The sequence below is a fragment of the Alkaliphilus sp. B6464 genome (genome assembly GCF_018141165.1).
GTDB lineage: Bacteria > Bacillota > Clostridia > Peptostreptococcales > Natronincolaceae > Alkaliphilus_B.
Genome location: NZ_CP058557.1, coordinates 440,377 through 458,367, shown reverse-complemented (window position 1 = coordinate 458,367; position 17,991 = coordinate 440,377). Strand labels below are relative to the sequence as shown.

17 protein-coding genes are annotated in these 17,991 nt (G+C 29.4%); 12 read left to right on the top strand and 5 right to left on the bottom strand.

Annotated features, from left to right (window positions below; all coding sequences use genetic code 11):
• Positions 1-73 precede the first annotated feature (73 nt).
• From HYG84_RS02070 to HYG84_RS02055, 3 genes are all read left to right on the top strand, one after another.
• Positions 74-1,807 (top strand): sigma-54 interaction domain-containing protein, encoded by a 1,734-nt coding sequence (locus HYG84_RS02070; RefSeq protein ID WP_212380356.1) that lies wholly within the window; start codon positions 74-76, stop codon positions 1,805-1,807.
• A 246-nt stretch (positions 1,808-2,053) separates the two neighbouring features.
• Positions 2,054-3,235: an amino acid racemase gene (locus HYG84_RS20595; protein ID WP_330655548.1), complete on the top strand. Its 1,182-nt coding sequence runs from the start codon at positions 2,054-2,056 to the stop codon at positions 3,233-3,235.
• Between the two features lie 308 nt (positions 3,236-3,543).
• Positions 3,544-4,161 (top strand): hypothetical protein, encoded by a 618-nt coding sequence (locus tag HYG84_RS02055; protein ID WP_212380354.1) that lies wholly within the window; start codon positions 3,544-3,546, stop codon positions 4,159-4,161.
• Between the two features lie 106 nt (positions 4,162-4,267).
• Here HYG84_RS02055 and HYG84_RS02050 read toward each other — a convergent pair whose 3' ends face one another.
• Positions 4,268-5,269 (bottom strand): YhdH/YhfP family quinone oxidoreductase, encoded by a 1,002-nt coding sequence (locus HYG84_RS02050; RefSeq protein ID WP_249168694.1) that lies wholly within the window; start codon positions 5,267-5,269, stop codon positions 4,268-4,270.
• 157 nt (positions 5,270-5,426) lie between these two features.
• Between HYG84_RS02050 and HYG84_RS02045 the strand changes: the two genes are divergently transcribed.
• On the top strand, positions 5,427-5,864 hold the full coding sequence (locus HYG84_RS02045; RefSeq protein ID WP_212380352.1) for a MarR family winged helix-turn-helix transcriptional regulator: 438 nt from the start codon (positions 5,427-5,429) through the stop codon (positions 5,862-5,864).
• Between the two features lie 37 nt (positions 5,865-5,901).
• Here the strand turns inward: HYG84_RS02045 and HYG84_RS02040 are convergent, their stop codons facing one another.
• Both HYG84_RS02040 and HYG84_RS02035 read right to left on the bottom strand, forming a co-directional pair.
• Entirely contained in the window at positions 5,902-6,942 is a 1,041-nt protein-coding gene (locus HYG84_RS02040) for a DUF4179 domain-containing protein (protein WP_212380350.1), read from the bottom strand.
• 3 nt (positions 6,943-6,945) lie between these two features.
• Positions 6,946-7,500 (bottom strand): sigma-70 family RNA polymerase sigma factor, encoded by a 555-nt coding sequence (locus tag HYG84_RS02035; protein WP_212380348.1) that lies wholly within the window; start codon positions 7,498-7,500, stop codon positions 6,946-6,948.
• Positions 7,501-7,867: 367 nt separating this feature from the next.
• Between HYG84_RS02035 and HYG84_RS02030 the strand changes: the two genes are divergently transcribed.
• Genes HYG84_RS02030 through HYG84_RS02020 form a run of 3 tightly spaced genes read left to right on the top strand, consistent with a single transcriptional unit; the run spans position 7,868 to position 10,822 of the window.
• Complete coding sequence (locus HYG84_RS02030; protein ID WP_212380346.1) at positions 7,868-9,154, top strand: SPFH domain-containing protein; 1,287 nt, start codon at positions 7,868-7,870, stop codon at positions 9,152-9,154.
• Between the two features lie 24 nt (positions 9,155-9,178).
• Positions 9,179-9,889, top strand: a complete 711-nt coding sequence (locus HYG84_RS02025) for a hypothetical protein (protein WP_212380344.1) — start codon at positions 9,179-9,181, stop codon at positions 9,887-9,889.
• 39 nt (positions 9,890-9,928) lie between these two features.
• The gene (locus HYG84_RS02020; RefSeq protein WP_212380342.1) at positions 9,929-10,822 is read left to right on the top strand and encodes a hypothetical protein; all 894 of its coding nucleotides are present in this window, start codon (positions 9,929-9,931) and stop codon (positions 10,820-10,822) included.
• Between the two features lie 199 nt (positions 10,823-11,021).
• On the opposite strand, the gene HYG84_RS02015 is transcribed toward HYG84_RS02020, so the two are convergent.
• On the bottom strand, positions 11,022-11,777 hold the full coding sequence (locus tag HYG84_RS02015; protein WP_212380339.1) for a class I SAM-dependent methyltransferase: 756 nt from the start codon (positions 11,775-11,777) through the stop codon (positions 11,022-11,024).
• Between the two features lie 95 nt (positions 11,778-11,872).
• Positions 11,873-12,766 (bottom strand): AraC family transcriptional regulator, encoded by an 894-nt coding sequence (locus tag HYG84_RS02010; protein WP_212380336.1) that lies wholly within the window; start codon positions 12,764-12,766, stop codon positions 11,873-11,875.
• Between the two features lie 354 nt (positions 12,767-13,120).
• Between HYG84_RS02010 and splB the strand changes: the two genes are divergently transcribed.
• The 5 genes from splB (at position 13,121) to HYG84_RS01985 (ending at position 17,873) form a co-directional block, all read left to right on the top strand.
• Complete coding sequence (splB, locus tag HYG84_RS02005) at positions 13,121-14,143, top strand: spore photoproduct lyase (protein ID WP_212380333.1); 1,023 nt, start codon at positions 13,121-13,123, stop codon at positions 14,141-14,143.
• 147 nt (positions 14,144-14,290) lie between these two features.
• Entirely contained in the window at positions 14,291-15,049 is a 759-nt protein-coding gene (locus tag HYG84_RS02000) for an exodeoxyribonuclease III (RefSeq protein ID WP_212380331.1), read from the top strand.
• Between the two features lie 589 nt (positions 15,050-15,638).
• Positions 15,639-16,178: a DUF5698 domain-containing protein gene (locus HYG84_RS01995; protein WP_212380327.1), complete on the top strand. Its 540-nt coding sequence runs from the start codon at positions 15,639-15,641 to the stop codon at positions 16,176-16,178.
• A gap of 268 nt (positions 16,179-16,446) precedes the next feature.
• Positions 16,447-17,484, top strand: coding sequence for a M42 family metallopeptidase (locus HYG84_RS01990; RefSeq protein WP_212380325.1), 1,038 nt, complete (start codon positions 16,447-16,449; stop codon positions 17,482-17,484).
• 179 nt (positions 17,485-17,663) lie between these two features.
• Positions 17,664-17,873 (top strand): hypothetical protein, encoded by a 210-nt coding sequence (locus HYG84_RS01985; protein ID WP_212380322.1) that lies wholly within the window; start codon positions 17,664-17,666, stop codon positions 17,871-17,873.
• The last annotated feature ends 118 nt before the right edge of the window (positions 17,874-17,991 follow it).

Below are 17,991 nucleotides of genomic sequence, written 5' to 3'. Positions count from 1 at the left end.
TATTATGGTTACTCTATTAGAGTAGGTTTTTTAGAAAAAATCCAAACTATAGAAGAATTACGAGGTGATAGGAATGGAACAATTATTTTCATTTGTTCAAAATGAATTGATTTATTTTGTTCAAGCAATATCTGAAGTGTTAAAAGTGGACGTACAGATTATAGATTATCAATATAATCGTGTTGCAGGAACAGGATATTGGAAAAACAAAATAAATGAAAATATAAAGGACTATGCTTATATTACTAAGAGAGTCTTTAGGACAGGAAAAAATGCAGTTATTGAGAATCCTAGAGAAAATTTGATCTGTAATAATTGTAATAAGAAAGAGCTTTGTAAAGAAACAATGGAAATTTCAATTCCTATAAGATTTGGTAAAAGAATTATTGGTACTATAGAATGTGTATGTATTAATAAAGAACAGAAAGAACATATAGTAAATAATAAAACCACATATATAATATTTATTGAACAGATGGCTAAATTATTGGAATCAAGGCTAATTGAAGAGCTGGAGAAAAGAAAAAAATTAAAGGTTTTGGATTTATTGGATAATGTTTTAAATAAACTTAACGAGGGTGTTATAACAATAGATAGTAATCATAATATTGTAAATTATAATAGTTATGCTAAAAAAATACTAAATATCAATAATCATTTAAGTAATAGGATAAGTATTAAGGAAACTGGAAATATGGTATTAAAACTACAGGAATATAAGATTGAATATAATGGTAATACATTTATAGTGGTTGGAGAAAGATATGATGTTAATTATGGAGATCAAGAAATTAATGAAGTAATTGTTTTCACATCCAAAGAAACTCTTAAAGAACAATTTTTAGAGTTATCAGGTTCTAAGCATAATATTGGATTGGATGATATTGTTGGAAATTCAAATATAGTAAAGGAATTAAAGAGAAAAATTAGTACTGTTGCCTCATCAGAATCAACAGTATTGATAACAGGTGAGAGTGGAACAGGAAAAGAATTAGTAGCAAGAGCTCTTCACAATGAAAGTAATCGTTCTAACAATCCATTTGTTGCTGTCAATTGTGCTGCTATACCGGATACATTATTGGAAAGCGAACTTTTTGGATATAGTAAGGGAGCATTTACAGGGGCAAATCCAAAGGGCAAAATTGGGAAAATTGAGCTGGCAGATGGGGGAACACTGTTTTTAGATGAAATTGGTGATATGCCTTTATATATGCAAGCTAAGATCTTGAGAGTAATTGAAGATAAAAGCATAGTTAAGCTTGGAGATCTTCAAGAGAAGTTACTTGATATTAGGATTGTAGCTGCTACAAATAAAAACTTAGAAGAAATGATTAGGGAAAATGTATTTAGAGGAGATTTGTATTACAGGTTAAATGTTATTCCAATAAATATTAAACCATTAAGAGAACGAAAAGAGGATATTAAAACTTTATTCCTTCATTTTCTAAAAAAATATGGAATTATTTTTGATAAGAAAGTTACAGTGATTTCTGAGGAAATTTGGAAATATTTATATACATATGAGTGGCCAGGCAATATACGTGAGTTAGAAAATGTTGCAGAGTATAGTGTAAATATGTTAAATAGCAATGAAATTATTTCTGTTGAACATCTACCTAATAAGATATTAATTAATAAAAAATCTGACATAGAAATAAATACTAATTTGGATGACGTAGAACGACAATTGATTAAAGAATATTTAAATACCTATGGTTTGAGCGTAGAAGGAAAGAAAATGGTAGCTGAAAAATTAGGTGTCAGTATAGCTACTTTATATAGAAAAATTAAAAAGTATAATATATAGGATAGATAAGTTATCAGAAATGATAAATTTATCAAAAATGATAAATTGTTAATTACAACAGAAATCATGTATATATGGTATTTTAATAAATGATAATTCTCAATAATGATAAAGTCTTAAAGATTAGAATGTACTAATATGGTTTTAAATTAGCATAGAATAAGACTCCATATGAAATTTTACATTTGGCATAATATTTGCTTATTAATATTACGTAACCAATTTTATAAGTGAAGGAGAGATAATATGCCAGTAAAGCAAGTATTATTATTAGGTAACGAAGATTTATACAAAATATCTGAGGAAGTTAGATATGAAGAGATTAGAGATGTTAAACACATTATTAAAGATTTACACGATACTTTAATGGATTTTAGAGAAAAATATGAATATGGAAGAGCAATAGCTGCTCCTCAACTTGGATATTTTAAACGAATCATCTACATGAACATTAATGACTGTGAAACCATCTTTATTAATCCTAAATTAGAGTTTTTAGATAATGAAATGATAGAGGTATGGGATGATTGTATGTCCTTCCCCAATTTACTTATAAAAGTAAAAAGATATAATCGTTGCAAAATACACTATAAAGATTTGGATTGGAACGATAACGTAATGGAAGTCGAAGGAGATATTTCTGAATTATTGCAGCATGAATACGATCATTTAAACGGAGTGTTAGCTATTTCAAAGGCAATAGATGATCATTCTTTTAGACTTAAAACCGTAGAAACTAAACTGCCAAAAAAAATTGGGATATTAGGTGGAATAAGTCATGAGTCAACTATTAAGTATTATGAGCTTATATTAAAGAAATATTATGAGCTTAAAGGGGATTATTATTATCCAGAAATAATTATATACAGCTTAGACTTTCAAAAATTTACCGACTTTGAGGATAATGGAGATAAAGAGGGCTATATTAAGTATATAATGGAAGGCATATATTCACTAGAAAATAGTGGGGCAGATTTTATAATTATGTCTGCAAATTCACCACATTCAGTATATGATGAAGTAAAGAATCTTACTAAACTACCTATGATTAGCATTGTAGAGGCTGTTGGAGAAAAGGCAAAGAAAAAAGGATTGAAAAAGATTTTGTTGTTAGGTATAAAATACACAATGGAAAATGGTTTTTATGAGAATTACTTAAATCAGTTCGGAATAGATGTAATTGTTCCATCTGAAGATGAAAGAGTATTAATCAATGATATTATTTTTGATGAGTTGGCTATAGATATATTTCGTGATAATAGCAAAGAAAAGCTTATTAATATTATCAAGAAGTATGATGTAGAAGGTGTAATATTAGGATGCACAGAATTACCACTAATTATTTCTGAAGCAGATCTTGAAATAGAAGTTTTAAACACTGTAGAACTTCATGTAAATAAGATATTAAGATATTCTCTTGGAGTGTAATTAAAGTAGACACTCATAATCAGTGCGTCGTGGCGACGAATACCGACTAGTCCAGTATAGAAAGTCCTATTTCTCCTTGATTTATAAGGTGAGGTAGGGCTTTTATTATGTGCAATGCGGTTTTTTGCGGTAGTTTTAAAGAAGTATATTTACACTTCTTTATTAAATTTGTTTACGATTTATATTCTTGGTTTTTCCATTTATATTCTTGATTTTTCCATTATAACTTAGTATGATTGTACTTGTGGATATTTTAACTATCTAAATATCCAAGCTTATAATATTATTTCAGCAAAGGGGATAGTCATATGTTAAAAGCAAAAAAAAGATTAATGATTTTATTAAGTATGTTTTTAGTATTTTCAATTGTAGGCTGTGGCGAGAAAAGACCTACTTTTGAACCACTGAATATAAATGTGGATGGTACTGAAATTTTACTTGGGCAGTCAACATTGCAAACCTTTATTGATGCAGGTTATAGAGTAACCTTAGACAAAAGCTTAGAAGAGGATATTGCGGGAGAAGCAATGCCAACTATGACCTATGATGTAGCTGCTTATGTGAGCAAGGACAATAGCATAGTAGGTATGGTAAGTTTTCTAAATAATACTAAGAATACTATTCCTTTGGAAGAATGTATTGTTAATGAATATGAAATAGTATATAAAGATCCTTCCTGGAGTGGAAGCTATGATACAGACAATATTTTAGTAGATAATGTTAACCTTAAAGGAATGAAGCTAGAAGATGTAAAAAAAGCATTTGAAGAAAAAATGGAAGACTACAAGGAATTTACAAATCCAGATGGAAGTGTTGCTATTATATCATTTGATATAAATAAGGTTTATATGAGTGTAAGTTTTGATTATGAAACGAAAGAAGTAAGAACTGTTGAAATGAAAGTTTTCTTATCACATTTTGAATAATGGTCAAAAGCAAAATAGAAATAATGATCCACCAACTTAGCTGGTGGATCATTGTTTTTAGAGGCCCATCAATTTTAATATACATTGGTATATAGTAGGCATTAATTTATAAATTAAGATTAACTATAGTTCTACCTTTATGTGTACCTTCTAAGATCATATCTATTTTTTTACTTAATCCTTCTAGGGAAACTTCATCTACATTATCATTTAAATTATTAAGCTTCCAATCTGAGGATAATTTATCCCAAATTTTAAGTCTAATATCCATAGGACATTGAACAGAATCGATTCCAAATAATGTTACTCCTCGTAGAATAAAGGGATAGACTGATGTTGACAATTCATGAGATGCAACATTCCCACAGCATGTTACAACACCCCCGTAATTAGTTGATTTAATTGCTGTGGCTAACATATTTCCGCCTACTGTATCTATTACTCCTGCCCATCTACCCTTTAAAAGTGCTCTCTGAGAATCGTCATCTACTTCTTTCCTATCAATTATGTCCTTTGCACCAATTCCTAATAGCATTTCTTTTTCAGAAGCTTTTCCTGTGGCAGCAATTACATTATATCCAATCTTACTTAAGATTGAAATAGCTATACTACCTACTCCTCCTGTTGATCCTGTTACTAATATAGGTCCATCATTAGGTTTTACACCTGAGTTAACTAGTTTATAGACTGATAGAGCAGCTGTAAATCCAGCAGTTCCATATATCATACTTTCTCTAAGAGAAAGATTTTCAGGAAGTTTTACAATCCATTCAGCAGGAACTCTAATATATTCTCCATATCCTCCGGACGTATTCATTCCTAAATCATATCCTGTTACAATCACCTTGTCTCCAATCTTAAAGTTATCATTAGTGCTTTCAGCTACGATACCTGCCGCATCAATTCCTGGAGTGTGCGGATAGTTTTTGGTAACTCCACGATTACCTGTAGCAGAAAGAGCGTCTTTATAGTTTAATGAAGAATATTTTACATTTATTATTACGTCTCCTTCTGGTAGGTCTTCAATTTGTTTAGCTACAATTTCTCTTTTAAATTTTTTTTCTTCCGTTTCTGATACTAACAGTGCATTATATGTATTATTGATCATTTTAAAAATCCTCCTATAAAATATAGTTTTATATAAAACTAATTATAACAAAAATATAGTTGGATATCAAACTATATCAAGTAAATTGCTTTATAGTTTATACAATATTATAATTAAATATATAATTTAAATTATACATTAGAATGGGAGTCTAGTTATGAATGATAAATATATAGTATATTTCATAAGCAAAACTAAGAAAAAAATGACTGAATTTATTGAAAGAGAACTTAAAGAAGAAGAGCTAGATGATTTAGTACCTTCCTATGGGAATATACTTACAGTACTGTACGACAATGATGGAAAATTAAGCATGAAGGAAATAGGAGAATTAATAGGAAAAGACAAGTCTACTATTACCGTATTAATCAATAAGTTATCAAAATTAGGATATGTAGAAAAGGAAAAATGTCAAGAAGATAGAAGAGTAACTTACATAGTACTTACCGAAAAAGGCAAGTCAATAGAAGATAAATTCAATGATATTTCTAAAAAAGTATATTTAACAGCATATAAGAACTTCTCTAAAGAAGAAAAAGATATATTTCTTAAGCTGTTAAAGAAAATGAACAATAATTTTGATTTAAATAAGTAGGGCAATATTATAACATTGCCCTACTATTATTTATTAACTATTTTAATAAACCTATTGTAAACTCTTCTCCAACTTTTTTGAAGTCATTACTCATTCTGCCACTTTTATCAGGAAATTTAACAGCATAAGGAGTAAGATATAGTTTTTTTGCATTTTCATCAAGATTTCCATTAATAGTTTCTAATTGAAACATTCCATTATGGGCAGTTGCACTAGTCATAGAAAATTCGACTTGATTTCCTAAATCATCATGTCCTTTTAACAGCATATCGTAATAAATACCTTCTGATCCTTTTGAGAAATAGATTTTTTGTCCTAAATTATTACTAGTATATTTTTTTAGTATAATCTCTTGGTCATTATCAAGCTTAAAACTATAATCAAGTAAAATCTCCTTAGTATTTAAAGCTAATTCATCGCCATTAGTTTTAAATTCAAACACCCATTGCCCTGAAATTGTTTTCTCATTAATAATTGGATCTGAGAATACCACTTTAACATTTAAGTCACCATTTAAATAATCTAAGTCACCATCGATATCATTTTTTACGTTATGAAACATCACTTCTTCTACGGTATAATCATCTATTTGTTTTGAACTTCCGTTGCCTCCACTAATTACTCTTTTTCCGTTTATATAAATACTAGAATCTAACGAAAATGAACCATTTTCTAATTTCTCATTATATTTGGAAGTAGCTGAAACCACTAACTGATCATTGTCTAAAACAACTTCGTTTAATTGAACAGTTAGACCATTCTTAGATATTGACTGATTTACAACTGTTTTATATTCATCTAAGCTTTTTTCTATTCCTAAGTAACTGGCTATATCGTAAGCAAGGGTATTTGCATATGCTAAAACATTATGACCTAAATTAGTTGTAAATAATGTTACTACTAATAGACCTATGGAAGCAGTTGATACATATTTTTTATATAGAGTAGTATTTCTTTTTATAGATTTTTTAAAGATATTCTTTATTTTTCTTTTTTCAATATCAGTAAATTCCTCTTTATTGTATTCATTTAAATCTATTTCAACCTCATTTAACAGATCATATATATTTTTTTTCATTTTTTATCTCCTCTCTATAACATTAAACATACTTTTAAGTTTTCTTTTTCCTCTAGATACTCTGTTATAAATTACATCTTTTTTCAATCCTGTTACCTTGCTTATATGGGAAACATCTTGTTCTTCAACATATAATCTAAGAAATAAATTTTTATCTTCATTTTTTAAGCAATTTAATAATTCATCTAAATCTCTGTCTAAATCTTTTTTAGTAATTTCTTTAAAAACGTCATCATCTGATATTATTTTTATATTGTCTATATTTTCATTTTTTAAATCTCTTAAATACTTACGTCTATAATCAATAGTTTTATATTTTGATATTGCCGCTACCCAACTTTTAAAAGTACTTTTATCTTTATTAAAACTATATATATTGTTCCAAATTCCTAAAAGTATATCGTTTATACATTCTTCTTGATGACTTTCTAAGTTATATAAATGTTTCCTAACAATGGATTTAATAACCCATCCGTAAGTATCTATAACATATTCTAGAGCTTTTTCGTCCCTGCTTTTTAGCCGATCAATAAAATTTTCTTCTGTAATCCTCCTCATTCAGTTCCCTCCTTTCATAGGTTTACTGTTTAATTTGTCCGGACACTTAATACTTCGTATTCTATAATATATTATCTATCAAGAAATTGTAAAAATTTTTAGTAATAATATATCTACCAAATAGGCAGGTATATTTTGTCGAATTTTGCGGTTTAAAATTCATGATGAATTTTAGGGTTATGAAGGAATAAAATGAAAATATGTCGAAAAGTATAGATTGCAATATAAAACAGTAGTACATATAATAATGAAATTAACTATAAAAACTACATAGAGTCAAAGGTATTTGAATAAAGATTATAAAGTAAAAATAAACTAATATTTATTTAAATTAAGATCTCAGAATTAATATAGAGAGGTGTTTATAATGGCAATAGTAGATGTTGTAAAATATAATGGAAATCCAGATGTATTTGCTTGGAAATATCCGAATGAAGAGCTGGGAACTTGGACACAGCTTATTGTTAATGAATCTCAGGAGGCTATCTTATTTAAAGGCGGGCAAGCTCTAGATTCATTTTCAGCTGGAAGACATACTTTGGAAACTGCAAATATTCCACTTTTAAATAGAATAATAAATCTTCCATTTGGTGGACGTTCACCTTTTATTGCGGAGATTTGGTATATAAACAAGATTGTCTCCCTTGATGTAAAATGGGGCACACCTACACCAATTCAACTTCAGGATCCTAAATATGGAATATTTATTTCACTGAGATCTTTTGGTCAATTTGGGATTCAAATTGAAGATTCAAGAAAGTTTTTAATGAAGTTAGTGGGTACCCTTCCTGTATTTGACAAAGATAATTTGACAAGGTTTTTTAGAGGTATATATCTTACAAAGGCAAGAGATGCTATATCTTCATATTTAGTACATAAAAAAGTAAGTGTTTTGGAGATAAATGCATATCTTGATGAATTATCTGAACATATAAAGGAAAAAATAGCGCCTATAATGTCGGAATATGGAATAAAGCTAGTTAATTTCTATGTAAATGACATAAATATTCCAGAAGATGATTCTGGGGTGGCCAAACTAAAAGACGCTTTAGCAAAGCGAGCTGAAATGGACATTGTAGGATATAACTATGCTCAAGAACGTTCCTTTGATACTTTAGAGGGAGCTGCTACTAATCCTGGTTCAGCTCAATCTGGACTAATAGGGGCTGGAATTGGTTTAGGAATGGGTGCTGGTATGGGAGGTGCTATTGGTTCTCAATTTGGTGGGATAGTCGAAAATATAAATATAACAGCTAAAACAAAAAGTTGTCCTAACTGCGATGCTACTCTTAAAATAGAAAAACAGTTTTGTGGTCGATGTGGATATAATTTCGAAAATTCAATAGATAAAGAACTAATTACGTGCAGTAAGTGTAATTATAAATATGATAAAAATGTAAAATTCTGTCCCGAATGTGGTGACCCATACAATCCTTGTCCAGAGTGTAAAGCAGATGTGAATATGGGTGCTGATAATTGTCATAAATGTGGGACTTCAATGCCAAAGCCATGTTCTAACTGTGGCACATCAATAAAAGGGAAAAATAAATTTTGTCCAGAATGTGGAATAAGCTTAATGAAAAGATGTGCAAGCTGTAATTTTGAAATAGAAGGTAGTCCTAAGTTTTGTCCGGAATGTGGTAATAAAATGTAGTTTTTAGCTATGAGGAGGGATCAGATGAAAAATAATAAAAGGTTGGTTGCAAATATTATAATATGTTTAATAATAGCAACTGTTACATTAGTGATTTTTTTCGTAGGCTTCTCAAAAGGTGAAAGAACAAGCCTTGATTATGCGAGCTTGATTTTTATATTGATTTCAGAATTTGCTTTGTTTGCTGGATTGATGTTACTATCTATGAATAGTGCTTATATGAAGACGGCACTTATTAGGTCAGGAATAATTACAGCATTGAGTGGTTATTGGATATTAACTACATTGGTCTCCTTATTTTTAAAAAGAGTATTTAATGATAACATAGGCGGCTTTATTACAGTACAAATTATAATAATGGGTATTACAGCTATTATTTGTATAACTTTGTTTATAGTATCATCTAGTGTCCAAGGCTCTAATAATAAGAATATAAATAAGAGAGGTTGTTTACAGGATGGAGAAAATATTGCATTCTCTCTTAAAAGCAACATAGAGTTTCAATCTTATAGAAACCACCTTGATGAATTATATGAAATTTTAAAATACAGTGATAAGATTTCTACAAATGCTGCTTTAGATAAAGAAATCAATAATAAAATAACATTATTATCTAGCTATTTAAACGATAAAGAAATGAAAGAAGTTGAAGTAAAACAATATATAGATAATATTATTTCCATGATTAAAGAAAGAAATATGATAACTCTTCAGTCAAAACGAGGAGGTTATTAAAATAATTTTAGTAGAATTAAAAGCAAGGAGGAAAATAAAATGGGAATAAACTCTACTAGCTATAATAGTAACAATCAAGAAAGTTTTACAAATCCTAAAATACCGTGGTGGCTGTCTTTTCCAGCAATCAGTATAATAACTTTTTTTCTGTTCCCCGTTGGAATATTTCTAATTTGGAAACGAAAAAAAATGGATACGAATTCCACAGGCATTATAACAATTGTAGTTGGTGGTACATTTGTGGTTATGGGGCTTATTATGTTTCAAACTGTGGTTCGAGGTCTTCCCGAAGGTGCTTATTCTGGGTTGGCACCTATTTTTATTACAGGAATAATCATTATTTTTTTCGGAAGAAAAAGAAGAAGAAAAAATGCAGATAAGCTTAGAAAATACATACCAATTATTTTAAGTAATAAAGAAACATCTATTAATAATATAGCGACAACAATACCTACATCATATAAGATTGCAAAAAAGGATATACAAAACTTGATTAATAAAGGTCATTTAACTGATATGTATATTAACGAAGCAACAGGAGAAATTATTTTTCTTAGAGAGCAAAGATTAAATTATGGAAATGTACATAGTAATCAAGAAACGCGTAGTAATCAGGCACAACGTAGTAATCATCAATCACATAGTAATCAAGCACCACGTAGTAATGTATATACAAGTGTGCATTCTACCACTACTACTAGTGGTAATGTTGACCCTGATACTGCAAGGAGAGTATTTGAAAACTTACAGCCTTTAATGGATATGGCATTTAATACTGATTCTAATATTAATACGAATACTAACAGGAACATGAATGCCAATACTAATACATCAGAGACTGTTGTTGCTTGTAAAGGCTGTGGCGCTAATAATAGGGTTATTAGAGGTAGTTTAGCTGAATGCCAATACTGTGGTTCTCCCATTGACAATTAAGAAAGCGAGAAATAAGTAAATAAAAAAACATCTTTTCTTTTTCTATTAGAAAAGATGTTTTTTATTTGTTAAAAATGTTTGTTTAATGAATTTAGATTTGCTAATATGTCAAAATCTCATATTACTTATGCTAGTGATAGCATAAGTAGCCCAATTATCATTACGCATATACCAATTAGCTTCATATTAGATATCAACTCTATTTCCGATATGCTTCAAAGGTAATAATTTGATCCTCTTTTGTTGGATATTGTCCAAATTTATAATCTGAGGAGATAATAATATCTGAAAAACCGATACTTTCGAGAATTAATCTAAACTCTTCAACTCCATACCATCTGAGTGGAAAACGCTCTAATTCAGTTTGTATTAATTTTTTATTACGCCATTTTTCATATCGCATGTGAGATACAGCATATTGATTTATAAAGTTAACTTCTACAAGTGTTTCATTTAATGTGATTAAATCTCCTGTAGGAGTGGTCCAGGTTCTTGTTGAAGTAACCCCAGTTTTAAAATTCGTTTGTACAAAAATATCAATGATAAGTCGGCCACCTAGGGAAAGATGTTCATAAAAGCATTTCAATGCATTAATAGAATCATTTCTATTCTCTAGTAGTAAAAAAGAACCAGTAGGAACAATAATAGCTTCATATCTATGTGGCAGAGAAAAAGACTGCATATTTTCCTGATAAAGCTCAGATTTAAGTTCCCTTTCTTTACAATAAGATCTGCATAAATCTAGCATTTCACAAGAAACATCTATACCGTCTACAGTAAGTCCTGCCTCCAATAGAGGAATTAAGATACGACCTGTTCCAACTGCTGGCTCAAGAATTCTTCCATCCAAATTTTCAAGTCTTTCCCTATAAAATTCAACATCTCCAAAAGAGTGACCAATAGGTTTATCTATATCATATACTTCTGTAGAAAGTTTACTATAAAAGCTGAACATAGTATTCCACCTCTAATCTAAGTTAATATATTAATAATACAATAATTAAATTTTTATTTTAATAAAAATAGAGTGTCAACTTAAGAATATATTGATTAAATCTTTTTAATAGGAACGTAAATTTCCATAGAAACTTTGTTATATTCCCAAGGATGACAACGTTCGTCGTAGAACTCAAAATCTAGTTTTGTATCATCAATTTCATATCCAGAGTTTGGAAACCACTCTTCTAGTATATATTTCCAAGTACCTTGAATAGAATCTACAAAATCAGGGTCCTCAACAGAAGGGGTAGTAAATACAGCATAGGTTGCCGATGGAACCTCAAGCTTATACATATCTGCCATAGCATTATCAAAGCTGGTCACTTCTACTCCTAAAATATAGGAAAACTCGTCGGTCTCCATATTGGTATTCACGCAAATACCATACTCACCATGTCTAGGGGGTAACTGTGTTTCATATAGTGTAGCTTCCTTACCTTCAAGATTACAGTTATCCCAAAAAGCTGGTATATCTCGAGAATGGGCATTATTTCGTAGAGTTGTTTTAAATTCATATCCAACTATTTTAAAGGAATCTCTGTTAATTATTTTAGGCTGCATTATAATACCTCCAGTTTTATTTTCCCTTAATTTTTTTAGATCAATCCTTTTAAGTAGACCAATTGGTGCGTGCATTCTATAAAAGCTTGGAGGATATCCAAAGGATTTTTTGAAAGCCTTTGTGAAACCAGCATGGGTTTCAAAACCATAGGTTAAGGCGATGTCCAATACTTTTTGTCCATTACTAAGATCATAGAGGGCATATTGAAGTTTACGCCTAGTTATATACTCCATTACAGGCATGCCAACAAAGCTGTTAAAGACTTTATAATAATGATATGTTGAAAATCCTGATATTTTGGCTAGTTCATCCACGGTTATTTTTTCTAGTATATGATCATCAATATAGTCTAAAGTTTTCTGTATTAAATTTAAATAGTGCATCAGAGGCCTCCTTCCAAGTAAAAGCTTACCTAGGTTAATTATATAATATCAATAAAAAGTAAAATTTTCTTATCCTATTTTGTTGCTTTTTAAAACTACATCACGATACATCCCATTTTAGCACAGAGTTAAAATAGAATTAAAAATTTTTACTGTTGAATATATTTGTTATTCAGTTTATAAACAATGCTCGTAAAACTTTAAGGTGAATCTCAACATAAGTAAGTGATATTTATTTTGCCAAACAATTTTACTCCGTCCTTATAGTTATAGCGCTAAGACATCCTAAATTTAAATTAATAATAACCCTCTCCATAGGTAAAAATATATTTAAACTAGGAGGGAGTTGTTTTTATGTTTATACCAAATCGAGTATTGTTTGAAAAAGAATCCTTAGATTATCCATTAGGTAAAGAATTATATGATAAATTTAGAAATGATCCAGAGGTCGAAATTATAAAACTTACATCAAATAAAATTAATCAATATATACCAGGGGAAGATATGTATAAAAAATATAGGGAGGGTAAAAAAACTCTAGTAGTGGGTACAAAAAAGAGCCTTAAGTTTCAAAGCTGTAAGCCATCGGCCCATTATCAGCTTCCATTGGTTAGTGGCTGTATGGGACAATGTGAATATTGTTATTTAAACACTCAACTAGGTGACAAACCTTTTGTAAGGGTACATGTAAATGTAGATGATATATTAAATCAAGCTAAAAAATATATAGATGAAAGAAAACCAGAGATAACTATATTTGAAGGAGCTGCCACTTCTGATCCTATTCCAGTAGAGCCATATACTAATTCTCTGAGGAAAACTATAGAATATTTTGGCAAAGAAGAATTTGCTAGGTTTAGATTTGTTACTAAATATAATGATGTAGATAGCTTAATAGATGCAAAACATAATGGACATACGGAAGTTAGATTTAGTATAAATACGGATAAAATAATAAAAGATTATGAGCATTATACAGCAGGAGTAAAAAGAAGAATAGAAGCTGCTGCAAAGCTTGCAGATAGTGGGTATCCTATAGGATTTATAATAGCTCCAGTATTTATGTATGATAATTGGAAAGAAGACTATAGAAAACTTATAGATATGCTATATACAACTTTACCAAAGGGGATAGATAAACCTATTGGCTTTGAGGTTATTTCCCATAGATATACTACTAAAGCTAAAAATACTATATTACAAATTTTCCCAGAAACCACATTACCTATGAATGATGAAGAAAGAAAATATAAATATGGTCAATTTGGATATGGTAAATTTGTGTATACAAAAGAAGAACTGCAGGATATGAAGGACTTTTTTCAACTAGAGATAGATAGTAAATTTAAAAATAAGAATATAAAGTATATAATATAGATAGACATTATAATAAGTCATAATTTAACATTACTTTCAGTTTCTTAAGAAATTAGATTATTATAAGCAGATGATAATTCCTAGGTTAATATAAAAAATAATGGTACAATATATCTACATATATTAATTAAGGGGAGGAGTAGCAGAATGAAAAAACTAATTTCATGGAATGTTAATGGAATAAGAGCCTGTGTTACTAAGGGATTTTTAGATTATTTTAATGAAGTAGATGCAGATATATTTTGTATTCAGGAAAGCAAGCTTCAAGAAGGACAGATAGACTTACAGCTTGAAGGATATTACCAATATTGGAACTATGCAGAAAAGAAAGGTTATTCTGGTACTGCTATTTTTACTAAGGAAGAACCAATTTCTGTGACCTATGGACTAGGTATAGAAGAGCATGACAATGAAGGAAGAGTTATTACAGTAGAATTTGAGGAATATTACGTTATAACTGTATATACTCCAAATTCTCAGAGAGAACTGGCAAGACTAGATTACAGAATGCAGTGGGAAGATTGCTTTAGGGAGTATATAAATAATCTTGATAAAAAGAAACCTGTAATAGTATGTGGAGATCTAAATGTTGCACACAATGAAATAGATCTTAAAAATCCAAATAGCAATAGAAAAAATGCTGGTTTTAGTGATGAAGAAAGAGGAAAATTTACTAAACTTTTACAAAGTGGTTTTATTGATACATATAGATATTTCTACCCAGAGAAAGAAGGAGCTTACACTTGGTGGTCCTATATGTTTAATGCTAGAAAAAATAATGCGGGGTGGAGAATAGATTATTTCTGTGTTTCGGAAAGATTAAAGGATAAACTAGCAAGTGCAGATATACATAATGAGATATTAGGCTCAGACCATTGTCCAGTGGAGCTTGTACTAGACATTTAAAAACAACAAACTTGCTATACCTTATAAGGTATAGCATAGTTTATATTTAGGAGATTGAATTACCTTTATATTCTTCTTGCTACTTCTACAGCTTAAGCTTTCCATTACAACATTTCTAGATGCAGTTGTATTTCTAGCAAGTATATCATGGGAGCTAGTTACATGAGGTAAATTGCTACCAGGAATAAGATGAATGTTTTTATTTTACATTAATTATATATTGACATCCATCGGAACAATGTGATATAATAAGCAAATTGGCAAAATAATCGGCTGGAGCTGAACAGAAGTATAGAAAATAATTTTTCGAAATAACCTTATCTCTAATTCCAAAATTATTATTAAGATACTTTTCATTCTATTTCAAAGTGCTACAAGAATACAATTCTTATCTTGTCTTACACTAGAAACTCTAAAATTCCAATATAAACTATTTAAATTAAAAGTTTTTAAGTGACTTGATTCACAAAGTATATCTGTTTATTTTTATACATGAAATCGAGATAAATAGCTGATTATGGACTAATATAATATATTAGTTTTTTGTTGTGTCATATTTTATTACAATAAAAAAGAAGGGGGTGTGTAGGTGACAAAAGAAATTATATTTTCGCTTGTAGGTTTATTTTTAATAACTTCTCTAACTAATGTACTAGCAACATTAAAAACTATGCTAATGTCAAAAAACATCATGAATCCAGTATATGTTCTAGTATTTATAGATTCTATGATTTTTGCAACAATTGTAAGTAAAGTAACTAGTTCTAATGGAATGCATTTTACTATTTCTTATGCTTTAGGAAAAACAGCAGGAGTAATTATTGGTGGTATAATCGAAAATAGGTTAGCTTTAGGTATCTTAGAAGTTGATTTATTTTTAAGCGATGAAAACAAAATGATGAAAATTGCAGAAAAGCTTAGAATAGAAGGCTATACAGTTAATAACTTTCGTGCTCAAGGTAATAATGAAGATACAAGGTACAAAGTTGAAGTTGTTATTAAGAGAAAAGAGTTTCATGTATTTCAAGATATTTTGAATGAATGTGGTGTAAGTAACCCAACCCTTAAAATTAAAAACCTAAGTAAAGTAAATGGAAAAATTACTACAACACGAGTTCAAACGACATAAAAACTTAAATATAATCTAATGCAAAGGAATGATAAAAATGAATTCTATGCAGTTAGGGAAAAAAATAATATTTTAAAAAGTACTACACCTTTAGAGATGTAGTATTTTTTATTTCATATAAATAGTACTAAGAGATAAATGTGAAATATAAAGAATAAATGTTATAATTAAAATATATTAATTATAATAGTCTGAATTGTTTTTCGCAAAAGAATGATCTGAAGGTAACAAATTTGGTTCGAAAATAAAATATAATGGGGGAGCAAAGATGGAAATCACAATTAATAGGGAATACGTACTACAGAAAGCAAAGGAATTATTGGAGTTCGACAGTCCTAGTGGATTTTGCTTTGAGATTATGGACAAGATTAGTGTATGGGTAAAAGAGTTTGGATATGCCTTTGAAACAACTAATAAAGGTTGTGGAATAATTAATATACCTGGTAAAAGTAGTGATAAGGTAATTGGTTTATCTGCCCATGTAGATACATTGGGAGCTATGGTTAGATCTATTACTAGTAATGGTACATTAAAATTCACTCTAATTGGAGGACCTATCGTACCTACATTAGATAGTGAGTATTGCACGATTAGGACAAGAGATGGAAAAATATATACAGGAACATTTTTAAGTACAAGTCCTGCTGCCCATGTGTTTGAAGATAGTTCTTCTAAAAAGCGAGATACTCAAAACATGGAAATAAGGATAGATGAAGTAGTAAAATCTAAAAAAGATGTAGAAGATCTAGGCATAGCTGTTGGCGATTTTATATTTATAGATCCTAAAACAACAATAACTGAAAGTGGATTTGTAAAGTCTAGATTTATAGATGATAAAGGCAGTGTCGCTTGCTTAATATCTCTGTTAGAGCTTATGAGCAGAGAAAATATAGTTCCTGAGTATACTACTAAAATATTGATTTCTACATACGAAGAAGTTGGACATGGGGCTTCCTACATACCAGAAGATATAACGGAAATGATAGCTGTAGATATGGGTTGTATAGGTGATGATCTTAGCTGCAGCGAGTATGATGTTTCTATATGTGCTAAGGATTCAGGTGGACCATATGATTATAATATGACTACTCAGTTAATTAATCTTGCTAAAGAAAATGATATTAATTTTGCAGTTGATATTTATCCTATGTATGGCTCTGATGTTGTAGCAGCTCTAAGAGGAGGAAATAATATTAGAGGAGCTTTAATTGGACCAGGGGTACATGCATCCCATGGTATGGAAAGAACTCATTATAATGCTCTAGAAAGTACAATTAAGTTATTGTATTTATACTTAACTAGGTAATTATATAAAGAGGTAGAGTATAAAATAGTTTTAGTGTATATTTTAATTATGGCAAAAGTAGTAACATAAGCCAAGGGTTACAGACAACTGTTTCGAGATTTAAACATTAGAATAAACATATTAATAAAAAAACGTACATATATAATGGATCCTATGGAATAGACAATAAAAAAAGTCTATTGCCATGGGATCTTTTTGTACAACGTAAATATTATGTTAAGCCAATGCCCTATCCAAAGCTTAGACAAGCTCAACAGGTAAGTTATATGAGGTTTTTAGAGTTTGGAGAGCTTTACGTAATGCTTCAAATAGTAGATGGGTGGATTTTAAAGTATGTAGTCGCATTTTATGCAATATTACTCTTAAGCAAGGAGTTTAATTTAAAATAGAAGAAGGGGTATCCTTTCTATAGGGTATTTTGCTATTTTAAAATTAATATATTGACATTATTAATTATGTTATATAGTATATATGTATTTACAATGTAATTAATTAAGATAATTTAAA